Origin of the sequence: Fibrobacter sp. UWOV1 (assembly GCF_900142495.1) — a bacterium.
Classification (GTDB): domain Bacteria; phylum Fibrobacterota; class Fibrobacteria; order Fibrobacterales; family Fibrobacteraceae; genus Fibrobacter.
In genome coordinates this window covers 223,659-248,899 of sequence record NZ_FRBA01000003.1, presented here as the reverse complement: position 1 = coordinate 248,899, position 25,241 = coordinate 223,659, and the positions used below count along the sequence as shown (strand labels likewise).

The following is a 25,241-nucleotide window of genomic DNA, read 5'->3' as shown; positions in this document are numbered from 1 at the left end:
TTTCAACAGTCACCAAATCTAAACAACTCCGAAATCTGAATTCCGAAATCCGAATCAAATAGCGTAGCTGCAATATTCCCGCAGGGGACATTTGCGGCAACGGTCCGTCACTGTACGGCAAATAAAACCGTCGGTTCCGTCTTCTAAATAAAACTGCAAACCGTGCGCAGCCACGTAGGCGGTCAAGGCGTCGACCTTCGATGTTTTCACCTCGGCATTTTCGGACTGTTCCATCAAATGCTGCACAAGTGCCACATACATGTCGGTTGCAAGTTTCTGCTTTTGTGCGGGCTCCAAGTCCGCAAAGCCGTCGCTTGCAGGCCCAAGAATCGAAAGGTAACGGCGAGCGCCCATCGTTAAAGGCATCGGTGGCCATTTGGGCGAGGGCGCACAATCGAGCGAAAGCCCCACCGGCGCGGGCGCGAGCAAGCGGTAAATGGCTGCGCAAACTTTCGGGCGCGGGTTTCCCTTGCCCATAAAGTAAATTTCGCCAAGGTCACGCCAAAGTTCTTCGGGCGTGCGCGACTTGAGCCATTCCTGCAAATCCTCGTGTCGACGAACAAAGAGCCCGACACTCCAGAAAATTCCCGCCACATTTTCAAACAAACTCCAGGTGCGGCAACCGAATGCTGATTCTACGCATAATTCAATATCCTGCGCCTTCGGCACCGGCAACGTCCAGAGTTTTTCGCCAGGGAATTTTTCGTTGAGCGCCCGCAAGAGCTCCACAAATTCAGGGTAGCTCACGTCTTGAAAAAGCGCCGTGCCTAAAAGTGTCCACGCGATGCGTTCATTCACGCCCTTTTCAAGCTTTGCGACCGCAAGCACCGGGTCGTCGATTCGGGCAAACAACCGCACAAACTCCGCCGTCGCCTTGAACAACGCTGGTTCGTCGTGAATAAAACGCTTGACCGAAACCATCGGCAAACCTAAAGATTAAAGGGCCTCGCCCACCTTCACGGCTGTTCCTACGCGGCTCTGGAAAAGCCCCGGATTCCTTTCGCGAATCTTCTTGTCGACCACGAGAATTACGGTGCTGCCCATTTCGAAGCGACCCAGTTCGCCGCCCTTTTCCACGGTAATTTTCTGGGCGGGTTTCCAGTCGTAACGTTTGCAGTTGCGCGGGAGTTTGCCCGCATTCACCAAGAGTTCGTCCGTGTAGGCGACTCCGATGCGGCCCACGTTGGTTGCACCGACCTTCACCACCAGCATTTCGGAGCCGTCGTCCAAGCGCAAGTGACTCGTAAGGCGTTCGTTAATGCAGAACAGGCCTTCCACGCGTTCCACGCTACCCACATTCACCGGCCAGAGCGTACCCGGGCAGTAGCTGGCATCAACCACCTCGCCCTTCACGGGGCTATGAATGCGGTGGTAGTTAAACGGAGCCAAGTAAATCGTCGCGAAGGCTCCACCTTCAAAGCGGGCAGCCATTTCTTCGTCGCGAAGCAGGTCCTTGAGCGTGTAAGTTTTGCCCTTAGCCTGAATCAGCTCTTGCTTTTCGTCGAAAGTTGCCGTCTGCGAAAGCACGCCATCCACCGGCGACACGATTTCGGAATCGGCAATCGGGCGCATTCCCGGCTTGAGCCTGCGGATAAAAAGTTCGCCGATGTTCGCATAATGTTCAAGCGGATATTCCGACTCTTCCATATTCAGCTTGTAATAAGCGGCAAAAGCGTTGCGTGCCTTCTTGGAAATCACAGGCAACTTGAGGCGGGTCAACGCACCGAAGGCGCGGCTAGCGGCATTCTTCGGCAACAACTTCATAAAGACATAAAAAGCGGTATTCATGGGGGTAAAGATAGAAATTTAACCTGATATTCCCGAATCCACCACCTAGACCCATGCTCGCATCGCTACAATTGAGCATATGTAAAAAAGACTTTTTACTGCACGCTTGCGCACTACCATTATTTTTTGTATATTGTGTCCGGAACGATTTTGACACCTAGCTGTCAAAAAAAATGTTTATCTTTGTACCGACAAAAATTTTAACGAGAGTTTCTAATTACTATGGCAGCAGCAAAGTATACCGAAGACAGCATTAGAACACTGGAATGGAACGAACATATCCGTGAACGTCCGGGTATGTACATCGGCAAGCTCGGCGACGGCAACAGCCCCGACGACGGCATTTACGTGCTGGTGAAAGAAATTATCGACAATTCCATCGACGAATTCGTGATGGGTGCCGGCAAGCAGATTATTATTGATATCGAAGACCACAGCGCCCGCGTGCGCGACTTTGGCCGCGGCATTCCGCTGGGCAAGGTCATCGACTGCGTATCGAAGATTAACACCGGCGGTAAGTACGACTCCGAAGCCTTCCAGAAGTCGGTAGGTTTGAACGGTGTAGGTACCAAGGCGGTGAACGCGCTTTCGACCAAGTTCATCGTGAAGAGTTTCCGCGACGGCCGCGTCAAGGAAGCCGAATTCAGCAAGGGCAAGCTTGTCCGCGAAGAACGCGAGAAGAACACCACCGAAAAGAACGGTACCGAAATCTACTTTGAACCGGACGCCAGCATTTTCAAGAATTTCCGCTTCTTGCCGGGCTACATGGAAGAAAAGGTATGGAACTACGCCTACCTGAACAACGGACTTTCGCTCGTGATGAACGGCAAGACCTACAACAGCCCGAACGGACTCTTGGACCTGTTGCAGAACCACGTGGACGATTCTATCCGCTACCCGGTGGTCCACTTTAAGGCAAATGATATCGAAGTCGCCTTTACGCACGGCAACCAGTACGGCGAACACTACTACAGCTTTGTAAACGGCCAGCATACCACCCAGGGCGGTACGCACCAGCAGGCCTTCCGCGAAGGTATTGTGAAGGGCGCCCGCGACCATTTCAAGAAGGACCTGGACCCGGCCGACGTGCGCAACTGCATTATCGGCGCCATTTCCGTGCGCATCCAGGAACCGGTTTTCGAATCGCAGACCAAGACCAAACTCGGCTCGACGACGGTCGCTCCAGGCGGCGCCCAGTTGCGTACCTGGATTGTAGATTACGTCGCCTCGCAGCTCGACAACTACTTACACAAGAATCCGGAAACTGAAAAGGCTCTTTTAAACCGCATTACGCAGAACGAACGCGAACGCAAGGAAATCGCGGGCATCAAGAAGCTTGCGAACGACCGCGCGAAAAAGGCAAACTTGCACAACCGCAAACTGCGCGACTGCAAGATTCACCTGACCGACACGAAGAACGCCTTGAACCGCGAAACCATGATTTTCATTACCGAAGGTGACTCTGCATCGGGTTCTATTACCAAGGCCCGCAACGTGCAGACGCAGGCCGTATTCAGCCTTCGCGGTAAACCGCTGAACAGCTTCGGCATGACCAAGAAGGTCGTGTACGAAAACGAGGAATTCAACCTGTTGCAGCACGCGCTCGATATCGAAAACGGTCTCGAAAACCTCCGCTACGACAAGGTGATTATCGCGACCGATGCTGATGTGGACGGAATGCACATTCGTCTGCTCCTCATGACCTTCTTCCTGCAGTTCTTCCCCGAACTCGTGGAACAGAAGCACCTGTTCATTCTGCAGACGCCGCTTTTCCGCGTGCGTAATAAGCAGGTGACCAAGTACTGCTACGACGAAGTGGAACGCGACAGAGCCGCCAAGGAAATCGGCAAGACCGGTCTCGAGATTACTCGATTCAAAGGTCTCGGCGAAATTTCTCCGGAAGAATTCGGCCAGTTCATCGGTGAAGACATGCGCCTCGAAACGGTGGTGCTTCCGCCCGATGCCTCGTTCGGCAAGATGCTCGCCTACTACATGGGCAACAACACTCCCCAGCGTCAGGACCACATCGTGCAGAACCTCCGCGCCGAAGCAGTCGAGGAACTGTAGAGAATTCGGATTTCGGAGTTCAGATTTCGGAGTTCGGAATCAGTCTATGAAAAAAGCAGCATTAAAATGCTGCTTTTTTCTCTAAGGGGCTTGGCCCCGAGCCCATGACTCAGTACTAAACCACCTTGAAAGCCTGCGTTCTAGGCACAGCCTTGACGTTCTTGGTCTTGCCCTTGCCAGGCTGGATCATGAGCACCTTTTCCATACGGGTGCCGTCCATCTTGAGCACGCGGAAGGTGTAACCCTTGATAGTGACTTCAGCGCCGGGAGACGGAATAATGCCGAGCGTTGCCTGAATCAGGCCCGAAAGCGTTTCCACGTGGGAATTTTCGGGAGCTTCGAGTTCTACGCCAAGCTTGTATTCCAAATCGGAAAGCGTAATAACCGGATCGAGGATGAATCGTCCGTCCTTGAGGCGCTGCACATCTTCATCTTCGTCCACGTCGTCTTCGTCCTTGATTTCGCCCACGATTTCTTCGAGAATATCTTCGAGCGTGACAAGGCCCGCGGTTCCGCCATATTCATCGACCACGATGGCGAGCTGGTTACCCGTCTTGCGCAGTTCGGTGAGCATGTCGTCAATCTTCTTGTGGTACGGCACAAAAACCGGCGGCATCACGAGTTTCATGATATCAAACGGTTCGTCGCGGTGTTCGGTGTACCACTCCAAGAAGTCGCGGTTCGAAAGAATACCGACGATATTGTCAACCGTATCCTTATACACCGGGAGTCTAGAATGACGTTCCGTATTCAAAACCTTCACCAAGTCTTCGAGCGGGGTGCCGACTTCGACCGCACACATATCCACACGCGGCGTCATGATTTCGCGCACCGGGGTTTCTACGAAGTCGAAGATGTTCAGAATCATCTGGCGTTCTTCTTGTTCCAGGCCTTCGGCATCAGGGTCCGCCTCGTCCGAAAGGTCAGCCTGCGCCTGCACAGCGTCGCGGCGTTCTTCGGGCAAGAAGCTGAGTTTGGAATCGTAGCCCAGGCCCTTCAGAATCTTCACGAACAGCAAGTGGCAAATCTTTGCCGGCAGTGCAAACGGCAGGCGAATGAACTTGAACAGCGGAATCAGCACGACTGCAAAGGTGTCCGGTTTCAAGTTGCCGAGCAGATTCGCCAAGAATACCGTAATGGTGTAAATGCCGATGCAAGCGACCACCAAGTAGGCGGCAAAAGCCAAGAACCAGTAGTCCTGCACCCAGTTCCAGGGAATCATCTGGAACAGGTAAAAGCCAAGAACGCCCGCACCCACGTTACAGAAAATGCGGCCGATCGAAATCGTCTCGTTAAAGCCAGGCAGTTCCACCAACGAGGCTACCACCTCTTCGCGACCTTCGCGGTCGCGGGCATCGCGCTTGGCGTAAATGGCACTAAAGGCAGCCTTGATCAGCGAAAACGAGAACGATGTCAGGACAAATACAACAAGGAACGCGACGGCATAACTTTCAGAAGATTCCATTAGGCACCTTCCTTGTACGGGTCAAGTCCCAGGAATTCGCATTCGCGCTTGCGCATTACCTTGCGGTCGGCGGCCTTGATATGGTCGTAGCCCGAAAGGTGCAAAAGCCCGTGTACAATCACGCGCTTCATTTCGGCATAGAACGTGTTGCCGTATTCGGGAGCCTGGCGGCGCACCTGCTCGCGGGCGATGTAGATTTCGCCGAGCATGGCCTCGTCTTCAGGGATTTCGACACCGAGTTCGTTTTTCCATTCGAACGAGAGAACGTCTGTTACCTTGTCGAGCCCGCGGTAATCGCGGTTCATGGTGCGCACGAACTCGTCGGTGCAGAGCACGATGTTCACGTCTTTTTCCTTGCCTTCTTCGGCAAGGAGCTTGCGAGCCATCTTTTCGAACTTGTCCTTGTACGGAAAAGCCTCGATGTCCCCCTCGCAAAGGAACTCGATATTATACTTTTTCTTTCGACTAGCAGGGTCTGGCATTAAATGTTATACCACTTCTTGAGGACGTCTATGATAGCTTCGGCCTGGGCCTTGCCCGTAATCTTGAACTTGCCCTGGGGTTTGAAATTGCCCGCCATCTTGCGGTAGCGGCGCAACGACACCTTGGGTTCGGTAAATTCACCGGACTTCGGGTCACGTTCCTGGTAAAAGAACATCACGGTCGGCCACGCACCCTTCGAAAGGATTTCCTTGCCGATTTCCTTGATGACTTCTTCACCGGTATCTTCATCGCTATAGGCAACGGTCAGTTCTTCAACTTCCATATTTAGTCCTGTAGTTATAGGTTTTGACCTTCTTCCAAAAAACTTTGAAAAAAGTCACAGTCTTGTTACCCCGAATATACAATTCTGTATCGGGCCTAAAAAAAATACATATATTTGCGATGGGATGTTACACTAAAGCGAGGCTTTATGTCCTTTTCACGTTTTTTTAGGCTTATAGCCCCCCTACTTTCCATCCTAGTTGGGGTTTCTTTTGCCGCTAAATCGCAATCGGGTAGAGTTCACTATGCCGTAGGCGAAGTTTTCGTACTCCGTAGTGGCTCCGAAATGGTCATCAAGAGCAGCGATCCCGATAAGAGCAAGCTCAAGAAAGCCAAAAACGTCAAGGAACGCGACGACATCATCACCAAGCTGGAATCCGAGGTAATTATCGGCCTTCCGGACGGCAGTTCCTTCAATGTTCAAGAAAACACCGTCGTTACCATTACCAAGCTTTCCTTTGAAGACGGCGAAAACAACTTCATCACCGAAGTCAAACGCGGTAGCATGAAGTTCGACGTGCAGAAGCAAGCAAAAACCAAGAACAAGATCAAGTTCAAGACCGGTATCGCCACGGCAGCTATCCGCGGTACGGATGGCTTTATCGGCAAAACCGCTAAATGTGAAATCGCATCTCTTTCAACAGGAAACCTGGACTTTGAAATCAGCACGACAAAAAAGACTTATGCAATCACTGGCGGCCAGACGATCTTTTACTGCAAGGACGCTGCTATCGTTGTCGACCTGGAATCTTCCGGAAACGGCGAACTCTTCAGGGAACTAAACGCCGTTTTGACCGACACAACCCTTTCTGCAGACGCTATCCGCAAGGCTGCCGAAAAAGCAGACAAGAAGATTTCCGAAAAGCAGAAAGAATTGAGGGCAAAAATCAATTGCCATATCGACCCCCTCCCCGATATCGTTTATTCTGCCAAGCAGACCATTTCAGCCACCTGCTCCGAAGGTACGTACATCCGTATTTTCGGCGAACCGCAGCGTTCCAACGGAAACGCACTCCTGCTACCCGTCGAATGGGACCCCAGCACCATCGGTCAAAAAAAGGTTCCATTCACCTGTTTCTATGAAGGCGACCCCACCAACACTATGCAGTGCGGTCTGCTAACCACCTATTTCGCAGGCTCAAGCGACACAACCACCACAGGAGACCAGGCTCTATTGACCATTATGTCCAGCATGCCTATCAAAGTGTGCGACCCCGCCATGATTACCATCGAAGGTGTATTTGACACCACCGACCAGAACGCAGTCCTCACAGTTACGCTCGGCAAGTACACTTCTAAAAACCTTGTGCCCCTCAGTGCAAAAGGACGATTCCTGCATTCCATTCCCGTGTCCGACAAAAACGGAAACTGGAACGAAAATACCCTCTACGTGAATTTTGAATCTAAAAATGGTAACAAGAATGTAGAAGTACCCATCAGAGTGGTTAAGTCCTGCAAGACTGTGAACCTGATTCCGCCTACCCTCGCACTTTACGCCAACCAGTGCAAGGCCGCACTTGCCTTAGGCCAAACAGATGGCGACAAGGCTATTTACACGCTGTATATCGATAACGTCGCCCAAAAGGAAATCTACTTTGACAGCGACCGCAAGTTCTACGAAAAACTGACCAGCGGCATCCACACGTACAGATTCCATGTGGAAGATCTCGCCGGCAACAAGGTTGAGTTGAAACAAAGACTGCAATGCTACCCGCCCCTCAGGAACGCAAAAATTGTCATTGACGGTGGCGAAGAACCGGAATACATACCCGTGCCGCCACCGCCCAGAGGTATAAATACCAAGATTCACAGACAGCTTTCGTTCTCGGTCAAGAACCTGCCTCAAAACGATCCGACATACATCAAGCAAATTGATATCACCCTGCCCGGGAACCACATTCAACTCCGCGGCACCGATTTGCAGTCGAACAGGATTGACCAGCAGATTGAGCTCCCTCATGGCACTTCGACCAAGGTCAAGATTACCGTCACCCTGAAGAGCGGTGAAATTCTTACTGCGAACAAACCATACACGGTGCAATAATGAAAAAAAATCATCTCATTTCAATTATCGCTCTGACAACCGTCCTGGTTTACGCACAAGAACCGGCTTCCCTAGCTCAAGACACCCCGCTCAGCGGCAACGTTCACGGATTTATCAGGGTAGAACAGTCCCCATACGTGGTGACCGACAACCTGACTGTCGAAGAGAACCAGGTGCTCGTGATAGAACCGGGTGTCAAGTTGCAGTTTGCTCCGGGTACCGGCCTTTATGTCAAGGGACAGTTTGTCGCGGCAGGAACAAGCGAAAACGAAGTCGAATTTGTCTCGGCAGCAGGCGATTCCAAGAACGGCAGCTGGAAAGGTGTCTTCATTACCGGTAGTGAAGAATCTGAAATCAGAAACGCAAGCATTAGCGGTGCAGAAAACGGTATTGCGGTCGAAAACAGTTCCGCAACCATTCTATTCAGCAAGTTTGCGAACACCTCAAGCCGTGGCGTCTATGCCAAGAACTCAAAAGTTTCTATCAGCGGATGCCTTTTTGAAAAAAATGACGGCGCCGCAGTCCATACCGACAGCTACAGCGACATGAATATCAACGACGTAAAGTTCGACGGCAACAAGGTCGCCCTTTACAACGCACAGCTCGCCATCACGAATGTTCAATCTTCCAGTTTCGAAAACAACTCCTACGCCGTCTTGGACATGGGCAACAGTCAACTGACCTTTGACAATACCCAGGTCAGCAAGAACACGGTGGGTGTAAGCGCAGGCGACGTTCTTGAAAAGAACGTTATCGAAAGCATTAACGGAAACGAGACCGACTTCAACAAAGATTACGAAGGCGTCGCGCAGACTTTGCCCGCAAGCCCCGAAATTCCGGGCGTCGAAAGTCGTGCCGTTGACGCAAACGACAAAATCGGCGACCTGCTCGTCCAAAAAGAAGAAGAGGAAGACGCCAAAGCACCGAAGTCCTGGAATGTCATGGGCAGCGTGATGGTAAACAACTACTACCACAAAGTCCTTATGCGCAAAGACCGCAACGGGAACCGTTACAAGAACATCTTCCAAGTTCCCGGTTTCGGTACTGAAGCAAGCGTTTACTTGTTGATGCAGTCTCCGGACGGCAAGTCCATCGAATTCAGCGGTGACTACACCGGTGACCAGTGGAACCGATTCTCACCGATTCCGGTTACCTTGACTTACACAGACAGCTACAACAAGCTCATCCTGGGCGACTTTACCAAGACCGCTGGCGAGACATACATGGCAAGCCTTCCCATCTTCGGTGCCGGCTACACGCTTTCGCTCCTCAAGAACAACGTGAACCAGCCTCTGCTGGAATTGAGCGGATTCTTCGGCGAAAACCGCAAGCCCTACTTGATTGGCGAGCGTCACCCCTATATTTACAAGAATTACATTGACGAAGGCGAAGCTCAGGCTCAGCGCCTTGCTTATGGCGGATCTATCAAATGGTCGCCGCTCCGCCGTTTTGACGCAACCATCGGCGCGATCTATGCCGACGATGAAATTCACAATCCTCTGCTGCGCGATGGCGGAAGCCGAAGCTCGATTACAAGCGAGCCCCTGCAGAAATCCTTTACCGTATTCGCCGATGGAAACTGGCTGTTCTACCCCGGCAACATCGAACTGAATGGTCAGATTGCCGTTGGCCGCGCCGACACCGCAGACGTTTACAGGGAACGCGCCATCAACAAGGTGTTTACCGAAGCCGGAATCAACACCGCATCGATGACGGTGCTCCGCCAGCTTATGGCTAACGAGAACAAGATCAATTCGCTTTCGTTCGCCCAGCTCGAAGAAATCTTCGGCGGCAACACGACTCTTAACCGCAGCCAAATGCGCGATTCCTTGCGCACCCTCATTCGTGAAGCCAAGAACTTGAAAAAGGAATACGACAGCGACCGCGACAACGACCGCGTAATGGGACTCAATTGGGGCAGCCAGAATTTCGCCATCGGGGCATCACTTTTCTGGAACATTTACAAGACCACGATTTCTGGCCACTTGAAGTATGTGGGCGAAGACTACTACAGCGCCGGTTCTCCGGACCAGCTCGCCGACACGCGTGAATTCGGCGGCAACATCGAACAGATAATTACCAACTTCTGGACGCTCAACTTTGGCTATATGCTCAACATCGAAAACGCAGCCAATGGCGACAAGACAAACTTGTTTGGCCTTGGCGAAGGCTCCCGCTGGGGACTCTTCAATAGCAACGATTCCAAGTGGGTTGAAGAACATGAGCTGGATTACGGCCGAACCAAGTACATTCAGAACTGGTCTTTGGGCAACGACTTCAAGATTGGCAAGAACGTAGACGTGAGTGTCGGTTACAATCTGGAATACCGAACCCAATACCGCCCCTACCAGCTCCACGCCGACCCCATTCTGAAAGACGGAATTTATAGAGACGGATGGTTTGCCGCTCGCCAGGGCAGAGCTACGACCGAAATCATTGACGGCGAAACAACCACCGTGTTGGATTCCGCTCGCTGGGCCGATTACATGAATCTTTCCGGTGAAGACTATCTCGCATCCAAATTCCAGGAAAGAATCTACAAGAACACTTGGGCTTTGGACTTGACCATTCGCGGCTTCAGCACCACATTCAAAGCCGGCGGACGTTGGATTCTCCGTAGCGACGATTCCAAGTTCTACAAGGACGCCTTGATTAGCGGCATGGATCTTTCCAACACCACTTGGGCCAAGCTGGGTTACTACTTTGGCGGTGCTGACTACTTTGAACACGCCTATCCGCTCTCTGCAACGACGACTCTAAAGCGCGTGCAGAACAGTTTCAGATTTACGCCGCGTTTCAAGAACTACGAACGTAACGACATGACCGAACACGAATTTACAGTCTCCGACGAACTCGAAATTTCCTTCCTGAAGCGATTCTTGGTTCTGGGGCTTTCTGGAGAATTCCGTTACATGACCATTGACTGGGAAGAAGACGGCATTAGCGAAGACGAGACCGAAACGGATGTGCTGGGTAACGTGAATCTGCGCGTGAACCACTCCAAGCGACTGAGCACCGATTGGTATACGGGTACGGCACTTTACTACCGTCCGGACAACTTGAGCGACGAATACAAGGATATTTACGCCGGCATCCGCGTGAACTACGTGTTCTAGAAATAGTTGGCAGAGCTTAGTTGGTAGAACTTAGAGAGAAGAGATTGTTCTAAGTTCTAAGTTCTAAGTTCTAAGTTCTAAGTTCTAAGTTCTAAGTTCTAAGTTCTAAGTTCTAAGTTCTAAGCTCTAAGTTCTAAGCTCTAAGCTCTTTTTTCTACATTATAGGGTGATGTTCACCTACCGCTACAGAGAACTAAGCGTCGCGCTTGCCAAGAAAGGCAAGTACCGCGAGGCATTGGCCAAGGAACTCCGCCTGCACCCCGAAGAGATTTTCAACTTGCAGGTGGAGCGTTTCTCGTTGGATAGCCGCCGAAAAGGCGACCCCAAGTGGTCTTACAATGTGATTTTTGACTTGAAGCGCGAAGTACGCGCCACGGGGAATCACGCCAAAGGGCTTGTAGCGGCCACGCGTGACAAAGAAAGTTTAGAGACCGATCCGCAGAAAAACAGCGTTGCGATGCCCGGCCATGTCGATGTGATTGGCGCCGGCCCGAGCGGACTCTGGGCAGCATTGCATTTGCTGCGCAAGGGTTTTGCCGTTGATTTGTACGAGCAGGGCAAATGCGTCGAAGAGCGCTTCCGCGATATTCGTCGGTTCTTTGTTGACCGCAACTTCAACGCCTACAGCAACGTGCTTTTTGGCGAAGGAGGTGCGGGGGCCTTTAGCGATGGAAAGCTGAATACCCGCACCCGGAACCTGTTCGTGGAACAGGTTCTACACGACATGGTGGACTTCGGAGTCGACGAATCTGTCGTGACCTTCGCCAAGCCGCATATCGGCACGGACCGACTCGTTTTATTGCTGCGGAAACTGCGCGCAGAAATAGAAAGGCTCGGCGGCAAGATTCATTTTAGCACAGCGCTTGAAGACATCGAAATTAGGCAAGGAAAAATAAGCGCTATTAAATTGAGGAATGTCATTCTGGAGCGAGGCTATGGCCGACCGATAGAATCCAAGGACCCCATCACAAGAGTTAGTCCGAGTGAATCAAGGCAGTCTTCCGCAACGTCATCCTGGAACGAAACGAAGTGTAGTGACGGGATCCAGCGCAGCGTTTATACAGTATCATCGAATTCCTACTGGAAACCCTGCGAAGCGCTGGTGCTCGCCGTCGGGCATTCTGCTCGGAACATTTACGAAATGCTCCACGCCCGTGGCGTCGCACTCGAAAGCAAGGCATTTGCCATGGGCGTGCGCGTCGAGCACCCGCAAGCGCTCATCAACATGCGACAGCTCGGCCTGAATGTAGACACCAAGCTCACGGGTTCCGCCGAATATTTTCTCGCCACCCCGACACTGAACAAAACAAGCAGCGCCTACAGTTTCTGCATGTGCCCGGGTGGCGTCCTGGTGCCCTGCGCCTCGGAGCCCGGGACCCTTGCCACCAACGGCATGAGCTACAGCCGCCGCAACGGTCCCTTCGCCAACGGCGCCATCGCCGTGCCCATTGCCGCCAGCGACAAACTCTTTGGCGGTCTTGAATTCCAGCGCAAAATCGAAAGCGACGCCTACGCGGTCGGCGGCAAGAGTTACGCCGCTCCGGCCCAAACCATCAAGGCGTTCCTCGCCCACAAAGAAGACAAATCGCTTCCGAAATCCACCTACCCCTGCGGACTCGTTCAGAGCAATCTGTGGGACTGGATGGACAAAACCATTTGCAAGAGCCTCGCCGAAGGATTCCAGAACTTTGACAAGAAGATTCCCGGATTCATCGAAGAAGGCCTGATCGTCGCCCCCGAAACCCGCACCAGCAGCCCGCTGCGCATGAGTCGCAACAACGAAACGCTTGAAAGCGTGAATACCAAGGGCCTATTCGTGCTCGGTGAAGGCGCCGGATACTCCGGCGGAATCGTCACCAGCGCTGCCGACGGCGTTCGCCTCGCCCACTACGCGAAAAAGGATAAATTGGTATGAGCAATGAGCTCGCTCATAAATTCGCTTTGAGGTCACTCCGCTTAAAGCCAATGCACCTTAAACCTCAAAGGCACGTAGTGCCGACCTCTTACCCCACACCTCAGGTTAGCCTATGATTACCCGAGTCATTGACCGCAACTTTGCCAACATGCGCCTCGACCGTTTTTTGCGCAAGGCATTCCCCGACGAATCGCTGTCGGTATTTTTCGCCGTCATCCGCAAGAAGAAAGTCCGCGTGAATGGAGTCGTGGGCAAGGCAAATCAGATGTTGCAGGAAGGCGACACCGTCTGCATTTATGAGAATTTTAAGTCAGTCAGCGAAGATGAGAGAACGCTCGCTAGCTCGCTACAGACGAGAGACGAGAGAGAGGCTAGTTCGGAATTCGGAGTTCGGAATTCGGATTACAAAGAAGGGTTCGCAAAAGCCAAGTCTACCTGGGGCAAAACAGACGAGAGACGAAAGACGAGAGACGAAAGAAACGCTTCTTGGGGCGCCAAGGAACTTGACCTCATTATACAAACCGAAGATTACGTTATCGTCAACAAGCCCTCGGGCCTTGCAAGCCAGCCAGGTTCCGGCACTCGCCCCGGCGAGAGCCTCGTAGAATATCTGTGGGAATGGGGCCGCCGCGAAGGGCTCGACTTCAAACCCACTATAGCCCACCGACTCGACCAGGAAACCTCGGGCATGATCATTGCCGCCCTCCACGGCGACACGCTCCGTGATTTCACGCGCATGATTCGCGAACACGAAGTCGACAAATTCTATTACGCGCTCGTCAAAGGCAACCTCAAAAAAGACAAGGGAACCATAAACGAAACGCTCACTCGCACCGACGCCGCCAAGGGTAGCAAAATGAAAGTCGGCGAAACCGGCAAGGATGCCCAGCAGGCAATCACCCACTACCGAGTCAAACAGCATTACGAAGGCTACGACCTGGTAAAAATCAAGCTCGAAACCGGCCGTATGCACCAGATTCGCGCGCATTTTGCAAGCATCGGGCATCCGCTCCTCGGCGACACCCGCTACGGCGACTTCGCCCTCAACCGCGAAGTCAAAAAGACGCTCGGGCTCAACCGATTGTTCCTGCACAGCTGCCGACTGGAGTTCACTTGGCACGGCGACAAAATCGTACTCGATTGTCCGCTCCCCAAGGAACTGCAAAGCGTCGTGGACCAGCTAAAGCCAATCCGCCACGAACACCGATAAGAACTTCTAGGCTTTTCTCCACCTCCAAAATTTTTTTTGTACTTTTACAAAGGGATCGGGAGGTCTAAGGAGAAAATATGAAGTTTCTTTTGGCACTCATAGTGTCCCTCTATTTTGTTGCTTGTAGCAACAGCGAATCGTTTACGCCTCCCGTAGACGAGACGGCCGTTTTGCCCATCGTTGACACAACCGAGGATTCTACTCAAGAAATCGAAGGAATGCTTCGTCTCTCCGGCGACAAAGTCATGCTGGGAACCAATGACAAATCTTTTAAAGCCAACGAACGCCCCGCCATGAAAGTCACTCTTGATTACGACTTTTACATGGACATTCATGAAGTCACTTGTGGCGAATACGCAAGCATTGCCAAAAAAGCAGAACTCAAGACCTTCGGCAAATGTGAAAACGACAGTCTCCCCCTCACCGATATTACCTACTACGATGCAGTGCTATATGCCAACGCCAAAAGCAAACTTGAAAAACGCGATACGGTATACACCTACCGAAGCGCGCTCTTCGACGGGGAAAAACACTGCACGAACCTGGAAGGTTTCGCATTTCATGCAAATGTTGATGGTTACAGACTCCCTACCGAAGCAGAATGGGTCTACGCAGCGACACGAGCCTGGGATGTAAAGAAAAGTTGGAACAACAGCAACTCTGAATACAAGCTTCACCCTGTTTGCAGCATCGGCACAGATTCTGCCGGATTCTGCGACATGGCAGGAAACGCGATGGAATGGGTGAACGACTGGCTCGGACTATTCCGCGACACAACCGTCACCAACTACGCAGGAGCTCCCGATGGCGGAGACATGGGAGAGCGAATTGTCAAAGGAGGAAACTACTCTTCTTCAGCAAAAGAACTAAACCCCTACAGCCGTGGTGATGTCTACACAGTCACGTCTTCAACAAGAGCCGAATACGTCGGTTTTCGTCTAGCATTCGGAAGCATCCCCGACGCTCTTTGGATGAACGACGATGGAGCATCAACCTCCAATATCGTGACATCTCTCGTCGGGTCAGAAGCCATCAAGAATCTTATTGGGACTTTCAACGCAAAGCTCACTTTCCGCAACGATGTCAGCGGAAACATCGCCTACCTGGACTACAGTAACGGAACACTTTCCGTTAAAGAGATTACAAAGGGAATTAACGCCTACCACCCCGAAATTTCTCCTGACGGAGAATGGGTCGCCTTCAGCACCGGCTACGAAGGAATCAATGGGACTTCTTCCGTTTACGTACAGAGCCTCGACTCAGAAATTCCATCAGAACCGATAAAGTTAAATGTTAAAAGTGCGGCCATTCCCCGCTGGCGAGTCCTTGGAAACGGCGACACAGTCATCGTCTACGTAAACGACGCCGGGAACAACAAGGACGAAGCAATGTTCAAGAGCAATTCGACTTGGCAGGTAAAATTTGCGAACAGCAAATTCGGCACCCCACAAAAGCTCTTTGACGGAGCATACCACGGCGGCATCAGCGAAGACAATACGCTCGCCGTCTCTGGCGCAAGAATCCTGCGCGCCCGCGTCGCCAAGAAAGATGTTATTTGGTACGATTCCGCCCAGGCCTGCAACGTGTCTCTTTCTCAAGACGGAACCAAGCGCACCGCATTCCTCGACTTCGCCGGAAAACCAGGCAAGGAATTTGTAGGCGAAACCTACGCAACGCATCAACGGGTCTTTATTGCAGACAGCACCGGCAAATTGATTCAATCCATCAAGGCGCCATCTGGCTACACCTTTGACCATACAGAATGGGCTACCAACGGCGATAAATCCGTTGTCGTTGCAACGCTCACCAATGCAAACGGCGCCCACACAAAGATTGCCATCGTCAATCCAGAAGACAGCTCCACTACCGAAATTGTCGAAAGCGAAGAACTGTGGCATCCGAGCCTGTGGCTTAAAGAAGTTCAAAAGACTATTCCATCTACAGAAGATTCTACCGAGAACGACACGACATTCCACCTTGACCCGGACAGCGCTGGCGTTTATTACAACACCTCAGGCAACTACGTCGCTGTACAATGGCGCTATAAAATGGAAATGCTTTGGCAGTACATGAATACAGCCAACGTCGTTGTATTGGGAAGTTCCCGAGCCATGTTCGCTGTAAATCCGCTCTACTTCAACAAGCCCTTTTTCGTTCTCAATCTTGCCAATTCGGAAAACACAAAATACGGTTCCAAATACATCTTCCACAACTATGTCGTTCCACATTTCAAAAAGCTAAAATACATCATCATTTCTATGGATCTTGACCGTTGGTACCATGACAACGACTACAACTTCTTTTATTCAAAATACAAGAATTTTCCCGGCTACATTTATGATGAAAACCACAATTTTTGGATTGACGGCATCCCCCAGGACCTTTTGGACATGACTTTCGAATCCCTTGGCCAGGAAAGCTATGCACAAAAGTTCCGTCCGGCACGGGGATTCCAGAAAAGCGCATCAAAGGGATGGGAACAAGAAAATGTTCCTATAAAGAGGGATTCCATGTGGTACTCAAAGAATTCGACAGTTTATTATAAAAACTACGACCTTCTCGTAGACATTATCAAAGAGGCGGCAGAGCACAACATCACCGTTATCGGCGTAGAATTCCCCCAGAGTCCCGCATTTAAGACAACAGGATGCTACGCACAATTCGGTCTACAAAGAAGCCAGATGCCGCAACTGTTTGAAGAAATAAACAACATCAGCAAGACCTACCCAAACTTCATGTTTGTCGATGAAAATAAGATGGGTGATCATGACTACCCTGAAGAGATGGCCCAAGATGCAGGCCACCTATCAACTGATGGTGCAACGAAAATGTCTATCCGTCTCGACTCCCTATTGAGAACTTTGGAATAATTTTTCTAAATTTACCACCGAATTTTAAGCAGGCACGGATACGACACCGTGTCATAAAGGATAATACGATGAAAGTTTCTTTGAATTGGCTCAGACGTCACGTTGATCTTCCGGAATCTGCGGAAGAAGTTGCAAAGGCATTGACCTCCATCGGCTTGGAAGTCGAAGGTACCGAAGAACCGGGCAAGGTTTATGAAAAGCTCGTTGTGGCAAAGGTACTCACCTGCGAACCCCATCCGGATAGCGACCACTTGCACATTACGACCGTCAATAACGGCAAAGAAACTATCCAGGTCGTTTGCGGCGCCCCGAACGTGGCCGCCGGCCAGACCGTGGTGCTTGCCCCGATCGGTGCAGAGCTTCCGCTCCCCGATGGCGGCACCCTCAAGATGAAGAAATCCAAGATCCGCGGCGTCGAAAGCTTCGGTATGATTTGCGCCGAAGATGAAATCGGTCTCAGCGACGACCACGCCGGCATCATGGTTCTCGACGACTCTATTCCTGCAGGCACCCCGTTCGTAAGCCTCGGCCTCTACGACGTTTGCTTCGAACTGAACGTGACCCCGAACCGCCCGGATGCATTAAGCCACCGTGGCGTGGCCCGCGAACTCGCCGCCAAGTTCGGCCGTCCGCTCAAGCCGCTCGCCTACGAACTCAAGGAAGATTCCGAAGCCGCTAGCTCCGCCGTAAGCCTCGAAGTGGTTCCCGGTTGCGGTTGCTCCCGCTACGTGGGCCGCGTCATCAAGGACGTGAAGGTCGAAAAGTCCCCGGCATGGCTCGCAAAGCTCTTGCACGCCGTGGGCATGAACAGCATCAACAACGTGGTCGACATCACGAACTTCATTCTGATGGACGTGGGCCAGCCGCTCCACAGCTTCGACATGGACCAGTTGCACGGCAACAAGATCAAGGTCCGCCGCGCCGTGAAGGGCGAAAAGATCGAAACCATCGACCACACCGCCCATGAGCTCGTTGAGAACGACCTCGTGATTTGCGACGGCGACCGTCCGGCTTGCGTAGCCGGCGTGATGGGCGGCGTCGAATCCGAAATTGTTGACACCACCAAGAACGTGTTCCTCGAAAGCGCCTGGTTCAACCCGACCATCGTCCGCAAGCAGGCCAAGCGCCTCTGCATCTCGACCGATTCCAGCTACCGCTTCGAACGCGAAATCGACTTTACCACCCAGGACGAATACAGCCGCTACGCCTGCGCCATGATTCAGGAAGTTGCCGGTGGCCGCATTCTCAAGGGTACCGTCGAATACACGGGCGACGACCACAAGAAGGCCCTCAACGAAGTCACGCTCCGCACCGCCCGCGCCGAAAAGGTCATCGGCATGAAGATTGATGCTGCCGACATCGAAAAGTACCTCACGGGTATCGCTCTCGAAGTCGTGAAGAAGGACGCCGAATCCATCACCTTCAAGATTCCGAGCTTCCGCCCCGACCTCGAACGCGAAGTGGACCTCATCGAAGAAGTCGCCCGCCTCGTCGGGTTCGACAACATCCCGTACACGCTGCCCTCCTTCAAGATGCAGCCCAACGAGCTCCCGCCGATTGAAGTTCTGAACCGCAAGATTCGCAAGACCCTCTCTGCGATGGGCCTGCATGAATGCCTGAGCCTTCGCTTTACCAGCAAGGCCCGCACCGAAGCATTGTTCGGCGCCGAAAATGATGACCGCCGCAGCAAGCCCGCAGCGCTCCTCAACCCGCTTTCCGATGAACTCGGCGTGGTTCCGACCAGCCTGCTCCCCAACCTCCTCAAGAGCGTCGCCGAAAACGAAAAGAACCGCCCCGGTTCCGTTCGCCTGTTCGAAGTGGCCAAGGGTCAGTTCAAGCGCGACCGCAAGGACGTGCGCGATCCGGGCTTCGACGAATCGAACCTCGTCGCCCTCGCCGTTGCAGGCGCCTTTGACGTGAACCCGCTCAACGACAAGCCCGCCCAGATTGACTTTGCAGCCTTCAAGGGCTTGGTGCAGAGCTTCCTCAAGCGCGTGGGCCTCGTGGTGGAATTCCGCGTGCCTGCCAAGGCTGAAATCTACCTGCACCCGGGCAAGCAAGTCGAAGTCCTCGCCGACGGCGTGGTGCTTGGCACCATGGGCGAACTCCACCCGACTGCCATGTCCGCTTTCGAAATCGGCTATACCACTTACGTGATGGAACTCGACATGGACAAGATGGAACACGCCACCCACAAGAAGATCGTGTTCGAGCCGTTCAGCCGCCAGGTACCGTCTAGCCGCGACATTTCCCTCGAAGTCGACAAGACCATGACTCACGAGCAGATTCTCGCACGCATCAAGGGCCTGAACCCGAAGAACCTCGCAAAGATTACGCTCAAGAGCATCTACGAAGGCGACAAGATCGAAGCCGGCAAGAAGAACCTGGTCTACAGCCTCACTTACCAGGCCATGGACCGCACCCTTACCGACGACGAAGTCAACAAGGCCCACAACAAGCTGCGTGACAAGCTCGTCGCAAACGGCGACATCGTGCTGAGATAGGTGTGAGCTCGGGCCTCACGGCCCTTTGAGCTATGAGCAATGAGCGCGCATTCCTTCGGAATGCTGTGAGATACAAAAAGAGCCCCTTACAGGGGCTCTCATTATTTAGATACTCATAGCACACAACGTGTGCGGCCTCACAGCTCAAAGCGAAGCGACCTCAGAGGCGGTTACGCCGACCTCATCGCTATTCCAGCGCTTCCCTAATCTGCTGAATGAAGTCCATTTCTTCAGGGCTGACGTTGCTTTCGTTTTCGTCTTCCTTAGAGGCGTTCGCTACACGGAGCATCGATTCAAGAACCTTGCTTTTGAATTCACCGGACTCATTCTTGATTGCTTCTACGCAAGCAGTGGCACGGTCCTTGGCGGACTTGAACTTGGCGTAAGTGCTATTGAAATCGTCCCAAGAAACATCCGGGGTCAATTCGTCGTGAATCGCATCGAGCATATCGCTTTCGGCTTCGGTCGCCGAAGTGGAGCCTTCCAAGAGTTTGTCGGTTTCGTTTTCATGGAAAAGGCAAGCCACCTGCCAAGAAAGAATCAACAGCGCTAAATTCGGATTCATGATTACCTCGTGGTTTTATTTACAAATAATAAAAAAAAATGTGAAATGTGGAATGTGGGATGTAAGATTACCCATTTTTCATCAGCCTTTCGTCATTTCTCATTAGTCATTACACATGTCACACCTCACACTTCACATTTCTGACTTTTTACTACATTTAAAGTCATGGCATACGTAGCAATGGCCCGAAAGTGGCGTCCGCAATCTTTTTCCGACATGGTCGGTCAGGAACATATCGCAAAGACTCTTCAAAACGCAATTGAAGGAGGTCGCTTGCACCATGCATTCCTGTTTACCGGAACCCGCGGTGTCGGTAAGACCACCAGTGCCCGTATCCTCGCCCGCACGCTGAACTGCAAAGGCGGAGACCCGCTGCACCCTTGTGGAGAATGCGAAAGCTGCAAGGACATTGCCGGCGGAAACCCGATGGATGTGTTCGAAATAGATGCCGCTTCCAATACCGGCGTCGACAACATCCGCGACGTGATTGAACGCGTGCAGTACCCGCCTGTCATCGGCAAATACAAGATTTTCATTATCGACGAAGTCCACATGCTTTCGACGGGCGCCTTCAACGCGCTCCTCAAGACGCTCGAAGAACCGCCTGAACACGTGATTTTCATCTTCGCGACGACCGAAGTCAACAAGGTGCCGCAGACAATCCTCAGCCGCGTGCAGCGTTTCGATTTCAAGCGTTTGTCGATCGAACAGATCCGCAGCCGCCTGCGCTACATCTGCGAACAAGAAGGCATCAACGCCACCGACGAAGCCCTCGACATTTTCGCCGAAAAAGCCGACGGTTCCATGCGCGACGGCCTCACCTACTTCGACCAGGCATACGCCTTTACCGGCAACGAAATGAACGCCGACGCAGTCCGTGGCGTCCTCGGCATTCCGCCTGTAGAACTCTTTTTCTCGCTGATTTCGTCTATCGAAAGCCACGACCTCAAGGGTTGCTTTAAAATGGTGGACGATGCCTGCAAGCGCGGTATCGAATTTACGCCCTTGCTCGACGGATTCGGCAAGTTCTTGCGCAACCTGCTTTACGCCCGCCTTGACGCCTTTACGCCCGACGCCCTGAACATTTCCGAAGAAATGTTCACCAAGTACAAGAGCGTAGTGCCCGAACTCAAGAACGGCGACATTCTGCGCATCAGCAAACTCTTGATTGACCTGCAGGGAACGCTACGCTACAGCACGAACCCGCGCCTGCTGGTAGAAACCACGTTTGCCCGCATGGCATGGCTCGACAGGCTTACGGACTTGAGGCGTGCGCTTGCCGCCATCAACGACCCGAAAAGCGCCTCCGACGAGGCGTTAAAAAAAAAAAGTAACTGATGTCCAAAATATGCTTGACGCCGAAGAAGAAGCCAAGGCGTTACAGCAACAGGACGAAAATCCCTTCGCAGCCCTACAAAACGGCATCGCCAGCGGATACAATGGCGACGTTTACAGTCGTTACGAGATTTCTGCCGCCTGGGGTTCTATCAAGACCCGCATTGCCGATTCCGGCGATTTCGCGTTCTCGGTGGCCCTGAACGACACCGTGCTCGAAACAGGCGATTTGAAGGCAACCCCCTTCCCCATCGCGCTCACCTACTTGGGCGACAACGCAAGCGACGCCTGGGGCGTAAAACAAATGGAAGACCACCCCGAATACATGGAACGCATCAAGCAAATGCTCGAAGAAATGCTCCAGACGCAGGTGGATTTGACCCTCAAGACCAGAGCCTTCAACGAATCGGAGCTCCAAATTCGCAAGCAGGCACAAATGTCGCCTTTTGAACTGGACATGGAAAAAGAACCTGGGCTTCGAAAGCTCAAGGAACTTTTCGCCGCCGAACTGATTTACAGCATCAAGAGCACTCGCCCCGTGGCAGCCCCCCAGCAAGCCGAAGGTTGCGACACCACGGAAAGTGACGAATAGTTTTCTATATTACCCTAAAAACATTTAACGAGGAAAACACTATGGACATGAGCAAAATGCTTCGCGATCTCCAGAAGATGCAGAGCAAGGTGATGAAAGCACAAAGCGACCTTAAGGCACAGAGTTTCGAAGCCGAAGCCGGTGGCGGAATGGTGAAGGTCGCCATGAACGGTAAGGGAGTCCTGACCATGATCAAGATCAATCCCGATGCCGTCGACAAGGACGACGTGGAAGCCCTCGAAGACCTGCTCATGGCAGCAATCAACGCTGCCGTCAAGAAAAAAGACGACGCCACTCAGGAAAGCATCAGTGGTATTACCGGTGGCATGAAAATCCCCGGCCTGATGTAGCCAAAATTACACAAATGTTCACCGCAACAGTCTGTCCCTCCGGCAGACTGTTTTTCGTCCCCAAATAAGTGCAATTCATCACTTAAAACACCGTTGCTCCCTTTTATATAGTGCAAGATTTTTTACATTTGTTGCGCAAAAAAAGTGTATATAGGAGTAAGAATGCCCAGGCATTTAGCAGCATTATCGGCTATGGCATTGAGCCTTGCAGCCCCGCAATGGGCGGGTGCTACAACCTACACGCGCGACGAAGCCGTCAAAATAGCCCTTGAAAAGTCCTCGGACGTCAAAACTGCCGAAGAAGAAGTCATTTCGGCAAATTCCCAGGTTGATGCCGGTTACGGCAACGCATTACCTTCAATCGATCTTGATGCCACCGTCACCCGTATTTTCGGTTTGGACGATGTAAACAACAAAAAGCCCATATTCAACGCGCTGAACCAGACCCAGTCTCAGTTGAATGACGGCTCTGAGCCTTCTGCCTACGACTACGTGAACGCAGGCGCCATCGACGGCCTGATTTACGGCATGTCCCAGCAAGGTTACCGCTGGCAGTCCAGCGTGGGCCTTACCGCCACCCAGATCCTTTACGCCCAAGGCAAGGTCGGTACCGGCATCGAAATCGCCAAGGCCTATAGGCACGTCAAGGAAGTCAACCTTGAAAACACCAAGGCAAACGTCCGCTACGACGTGGAAAATGCATTCGACCAGCTCATTTTCCTGGATTCATCAATCGTTATCCTGTACCAGTCCAAGGACATGCTCCAGGAAAACCTGGACTTCGTGGAACAAGCCCTGAAAAGCGGAATGGCCACCGAACTGGACCTGATTCGCATCCAGCTCAAGATGGACCAACTGAACTCACAAATCAACAGCACCGAAAAGAAGCGCGTTCTCGCTCGCAACGCCCTGCTTAACACCATGGGCCTTGAATGGGATTCCGAAGTCAAGTTCCAGGGAGACCTCCGCGATCCGTTGCAGGGTTACACCTATCCCGACACCTCCATGGCGAACGTGAAAAAGCGCCGCAAGGAACTCGTGATGCTCGAAGCGAGCGAAGAAATGCTCCAAAAGAACGTTTCGATCGAAGAAGGCGGCTACAAGCCGACACTCGTTTTGGTTGGCGGACTCAAGTACACCAACAACAAAAACCACTTTTACCAGTGGGACGCCCCGGACTGGGACGAAAACATCAACAAGTACATCGCCTTGAACCTCAAGCTGAACCTCTTCAACGGCATGAAGACCAAGGAAGCGGTCGTTCAGGCAAAGTCCGACTTGCGTAGCACCCAAATCAAGAAAGAAACCGCCGAACGCGGCTTCCGCATGCAGATTGAATCTTGCGCCAACACGCTCGAAGATGCAAATTCCCAACTTGAAATTGCCAAGCGCCAAATCGACCTGGCACAAAAGAATTACGACCTGACCAACGATAGCTACAAGCTCGGAAGAGAAACCCAGCTGAACCTTCTCACTGCAGAAAACGACCTTCGCACAGCGAAGATCGGCTACATGCAAGCTATCGTGAATTGGAACCAGGCTTACAACGCCCTCCTTCAGGCCACCGGTGAATATTAATAAGAGAGACGAGGAAAGAAATGAACAAGACAGTTAAAACCCTCCTGACAATCGCTGTCGCATCGCTGATGCTTGTCGCCTGCGACAAGAAAGAAGAAAATACCGAAAAGAAGGCGTCGACTATCGAAGAAATCCAGAAAGAAAAGGGTAAGCCCGCCCGCGTCGTCAAGGCTGGCACCTCCAAACTGATCGATGTCCGCAAGTTCAGTGGCACTATCGAAGGCATCAACCAGAACAGCGCCATTTGCAAGATGGGCGACCCGATTGCAAAGATCAACGTACAGGTCGGCTCCACCGTCCAGAAGGACCAGGTAATCGCCGAATACCTCTTTACGGGCGACAACACCCAGTACCAGGAAGCACAAGAAAAGATTGCCGTTCTTGAAAAAGCAACTGAACGCATGCGAGAACTCCATGCCAAGGGCGGCATTAGCCAACAGGACATGGACAGCCAGGAAATGCAACTCAAGGTCGCAAAGATGGGACTTGAAACCGCCCGCCGTGCCACTTTGATTCTTGCTCCTGAAGCAGGCGTGGTGACCGAAATCAAGTTCAAGGTTGGCCAGACTCCGGGACAGGGCGCTCAGTTTGCAACCATTGCAAAGCTCAACAAGGTTATCTTGAAGTTGAACATCACCAGCAAAGACATCGGATTCTTCAAGAAGGGGGCATCTGCCAAAGTCACTGTCGCCGGCGAAACGCTCACGGGTAAAGTTTCCTTGATTCCGCTCGCAGCCGACCCGGCCACCCACTTCTTCCCGGTCGAAATCACTTTCGACAACAAGGCCAAGAAGCTCCTACCCGGCATGTACGTGACCGCAGAACTCGATGCACGCCAGGTGGAAGGCATCGTGGTTCCTGCCGAAGCAATCGTTTACCGCAATGGCATTAACGCCATTTGGACCGTTACCCCCGAAGGAAAGGCTCTCCGCAAGATTGTGAAGATCGGTGTCCAGACCAAGAACGACGTACAGGTTACCGAAGGCCTTGAAGGTGGCGAAACCGTGATTGTCGAAGGCCAGTCCAAGATGAACGACGGCGACAAAGTGCTGATCGTTGAATAGGAGATGATTCTGA

At 52.2% G+C, this 25,241-nt stretch carries 18 protein-coding genes; 12 read left to right on the top strand and 6 right to left on the bottom strand.

The features are described 5' to 3' along the window. Nucleotides 1-54: 54 nt before the first annotated feature. Nucleotides 55-921, bottom strand: coding sequence for a hypothetical protein (locus BUC02_RS06750; RefSeq protein ID WP_073320454.1), 867 nt, complete (start codon nucleotides 919-921; stop codon nucleotides 55-57). 15 nt (nucleotides 922-936) lie between these two features. Further along, complete coding sequence (gene asd, locus BUC02_RS06745) at nucleotides 937-1,764, bottom strand: archaetidylserine decarboxylase (protein WP_254794134.1); 828 nt, start codon at nucleotides 1,762-1,764, stop codon at nucleotides 937-939. Nucleotides 1,765-2,010: 246 nt separating this feature from the next. Here asd and BUC02_RS06740 point away from each other — a divergent pair, with 246 nt between their 5' ends. Continuing rightward, nucleotides 2,011-3,855 carry a DNA topoisomerase IV subunit B gene (locus BUC02_RS06740; RefSeq protein ID WP_073320448.1) on the top strand — a complete coding sequence of 615 codons (1,845 nt, stop codon included), beginning with the start codon at nucleotides 2,011-2,013 and terminating at the stop codon, nucleotides 3,853-3,855. A gap of 115 nt (nucleotides 3,856-3,970) precedes the next feature. On the opposite strand, the gene BUC02_RS06735 is transcribed toward BUC02_RS06740, so the two are convergent. From BUC02_RS06735 to BUC02_RS06725, 3 genes are read right to left on the bottom strand one after another with little or no spacing between them, the layout of a single operon-like run. Beyond that, entirely contained in the window at nucleotides 3,971-5,320 is a 1,350-nt protein-coding gene (locus BUC02_RS06735) for a hemolysin family protein (RefSeq protein ID WP_073320444.1), read from the bottom strand. Beyond that, a complete protein-coding gene (gene ybeY / locus BUC02_RS06730) occupies nucleotides 5,320-5,802 on the bottom strand; it encodes an rRNA maturation RNase YbeY (RefSeq protein WP_083564456.1) in 483 nt (160 codons plus the stop codon). The genes BUC02_RS06735 and ybeY overlap by 1 nt, the downstream gene beginning before the upstream one ends. Beyond that, nucleotides 5,802-6,086 (bottom strand): hypothetical protein, encoded by a 285-nt coding sequence (locus BUC02_RS06725; RefSeq protein WP_072797039.1) that lies wholly within the window; start codon nucleotides 6,084-6,086, stop codon nucleotides 5,802-5,804. Before BUC02_RS06725 ends, ybeY begins: the two co-directional genes overlap by 1 nt. 285 nt (nucleotides 6,087-6,371) lie before the next feature. Here BUC02_RS06725 and BUC02_RS06720 point away from each other — a divergent pair, with 285 nt between their 5' ends. The 6 genes from BUC02_RS06720 (at nucleotide 6,372) to pheT (ending at nucleotide 19,744) form a co-directional block, all read left to right on the top strand. Then, the gene (locus BUC02_RS06720) at nucleotides 6,372-8,129 is read left to right on the top strand and encodes a FecR domain-containing protein (RefSeq protein ID WP_073320441.1); all 1,758 of its coding nucleotides are present in this window, start codon (nucleotides 6,372-6,374) and stop codon (nucleotides 8,127-8,129) included. Continuing rightward, on the top strand, nucleotides 8,129-11,245 hold the full coding sequence (locus BUC02_RS06715; RefSeq protein ID WP_073320438.1) for a right-handed parallel beta-helix repeat-containing protein: 3,117 nt from the start codon (nucleotides 8,129-8,131) through the stop codon (nucleotides 11,243-11,245). The genes BUC02_RS06720 and BUC02_RS06715 overlap by 1 nt, the downstream gene beginning before the upstream one ends. A gap of 169 nt (nucleotides 11,246-11,414) precedes the next feature. Continuing rightward, the gene (locus BUC02_RS16545) at nucleotides 11,415-13,160 is read left to right on the top strand and encodes an NAD(P)/FAD-dependent oxidoreductase (RefSeq protein ID WP_254794132.1); all 1,746 of its coding nucleotides are present in this window, start codon (nucleotides 11,415-11,417) and stop codon (nucleotides 13,158-13,160) included. Nucleotides 13,161-13,272: 112 nt separating this feature from the next. Next, nucleotides 13,273-14,370: an RluA family pseudouridine synthase gene (locus BUC02_RS06700; protein ID WP_073320434.1), complete on the top strand. Its 1,098-nt coding sequence runs from the start codon at nucleotides 13,273-13,275 to the stop codon at nucleotides 14,368-14,370. Nucleotides 14,371-14,447: 77 nt separating this feature from the next. Further along, a complete protein-coding gene (locus BUC02_RS06695) occupies nucleotides 14,448-17,240 on the top strand; it encodes a TIGR02171 family lipoprotein (protein ID WP_073320431.1) in 2,793 nt (930 codons plus the stop codon). Between the two features lie 68 nt (nucleotides 17,241-17,308). Continuing rightward, nucleotides 17,309-19,744, top strand: coding sequence for a phenylalanine--tRNA ligase subunit beta (pheT, locus tag BUC02_RS06690; RefSeq protein ID WP_073320429.1), 2,436 nt, complete (start codon nucleotides 17,309-17,311; stop codon nucleotides 19,742-19,744). Nucleotides 19,745-19,931: 187 nt separating this feature from the next. Here the strand turns inward: pheT and BUC02_RS06685 are convergent, their stop codons facing one another. Next, nucleotides 19,932-20,309 (bottom strand): hypothetical protein, encoded by a 378-nt coding sequence (locus tag BUC02_RS06685; RefSeq protein WP_073055752.1) that lies wholly within the window; start codon nucleotides 20,307-20,309, stop codon nucleotides 19,932-19,934. 165 nt (nucleotides 20,310-20,474) lie between these two features. Here BUC02_RS06685 and dnaX point away from each other — a divergent pair, with 165 nt between their 5' ends. The 5 genes from dnaX (at nucleotide 20,475) to BUC02_RS06665 (ending at nucleotide 25,228) form a co-directional block, all read left to right on the top strand. Then, nucleotides 20,475-21,647 carry a DNA polymerase III subunit gamma/tau gene (dnaX, locus tag BUC02_RS06680; protein ID WP_254794131.1) on the top strand — a complete coding sequence of 391 codons (1,173 nt, stop codon included), beginning with the start codon at nucleotides 20,475-20,477 and terminating at the stop codon, nucleotides 21,645-21,647. A 10-nt stretch (nucleotides 21,648-21,657) separates the two neighbouring features. Continuing rightward, the gene (locus tag BUC02_RS16540) at nucleotides 21,658-22,236 is read left to right on the top strand and encodes a hypothetical protein (RefSeq protein WP_254794130.1); all 579 of its coding nucleotides are present in this window, start codon (nucleotides 21,658-21,660) and stop codon (nucleotides 22,234-22,236) included. 41 nt (nucleotides 22,237-22,277) lie between these two features. Next, nucleotides 22,278-22,586, top strand: a complete 309-nt coding sequence (locus tag BUC02_RS06675; protein WP_073320427.1) for a YbaB/EbfC family nucleoid-associated protein — start codon at nucleotides 22,278-22,280, stop codon at nucleotides 22,584-22,586. Between the two features lie 162 nt (nucleotides 22,587-22,748). After that, on the top strand, nucleotides 22,749-24,164 hold the full coding sequence (locus tag BUC02_RS06670; protein WP_073320424.1) for a TolC family protein: 1,416 nt from the start codon (nucleotides 22,749-22,751) through the stop codon (nucleotides 24,162-24,164). Between the two features lie 20 nt (nucleotides 24,165-24,184). Beyond that, the gene (locus BUC02_RS06665) at nucleotides 24,185-25,228 is read left to right on the top strand and encodes an efflux RND transporter periplasmic adaptor subunit (RefSeq protein WP_073320421.1); all 1,044 of its coding nucleotides are present in this window, start codon (nucleotides 24,185-24,187) and stop codon (nucleotides 25,226-25,228) included. The last annotated feature ends 13 nt before the right edge of the window (nucleotides 25,229-25,241 follow it).

Coding starts and splice junctions, on each gene's coding strand:
- BUC02_RS06740 (WP_073320448.1), top strand. CDS start 2,011: ATGGCAGCAGCAAAGTATACCGAAGACAGCATTAGAACACTGGAATGG.
- BUC02_RS06725 (WP_072797039.1), bottom strand. CDS start 6,086: ATGGAAGTTGAAGAACTGACCGTTGCCTATAGCGATGAAGATACCGGT.
- BUC02_RS16540 (WP_254794130.1), top strand. CDS start 21,658: ATGCTTGACGCCGAAGAAGAAGCCAAGGCGTTACAGCAACAGGACGAA.
- ybeY (WP_083564456.1), bottom strand. CDS start 5,802: ATGCCAGACCCTGCTAGTCGAAAGAAAAAGTATAATATCGAGTTCCTT.
- BUC02_RS06670 (WP_073320424.1), top strand. CDS start 22,749: ATGCCCAGGCATTTAGCAGCATTATCGGCTATGGCATTGAGCCTTGCA.
- BUC02_RS06675 (WP_073320427.1), top strand. CDS start 22,278: ATGGACATGAGCAAAATGCTTCGCGATCTCCAGAAGATGCAGAGCAAG.
- dnaX (WP_254794131.1), top strand. CDS start 20,475: ATGGCATACGTAGCAATGGCCCGAAAGTGGCGTCCGCAATCTTTTTCC.
- pheT (WP_073320429.1), top strand. CDS start 17,309: ATGAAAGTTTCTTTGAATTGGCTCAGACGTCACGTTGATCTTCCGGAA.
- asd (WP_254794134.1), bottom strand. CDS start 1,764: ATGAAGTTGTTGCCGAAGAATGCCGCTAGCCGCGCCTTCGGTGCGTTG.
- BUC02_RS16545 (WP_254794132.1), top strand. CDS start 11,415: ATGTTCACCTACCGCTACAGAGAACTAAGCGTCGCGCTTGCCAAGAAA.
- BUC02_RS06720 (WP_073320441.1), top strand. CDS start 6,372: ATGGTCATCAAGAGCAGCGATCCCGATAAGAGCAAGCTCAAGAAAGCC.
- BUC02_RS06700 (WP_073320434.1), top strand. CDS start 13,273: ATGATTACCCGAGTCATTGACCGCAACTTTGCCAACATGCGCCTCGAC.
- BUC02_RS06715 (WP_073320438.1), top strand. CDS start 8,129: ATGAAAAAAAATCATCTCATTTCAATTATCGCTCTGACAACCGTCCTG.
- BUC02_RS06750 (WP_073320454.1), bottom strand. CDS start 921: ATGGTTTCGGTCAAGCGTTTTATTCACGACGAACCAGCGTTGTTCAAG.
- BUC02_RS06665 (WP_073320421.1), top strand. CDS start 24,185: ATGAACAAGACAGTTAAAACCCTCCTGACAATCGCTGTCGCATCGCTG.
- BUC02_RS06735 (WP_073320444.1), bottom strand. CDS start 5,320: ATGGAATCTTCTGAAAGTTATGCCGTCGCGTTCCTTGTTGTATTTGTC.
- BUC02_RS06695 (WP_073320431.1), top strand. CDS start 14,448: ATGAAGTTTCTTTTGGCACTCATAGTGTCCCTCTATTTTGTTGCTTGT.
- BUC02_RS06685 (WP_073055752.1), bottom strand. CDS start 20,309: ATGAATCCGAATTTAGCGCTGTTGATTCTTTCTTGGCAGGTGGCTTGC.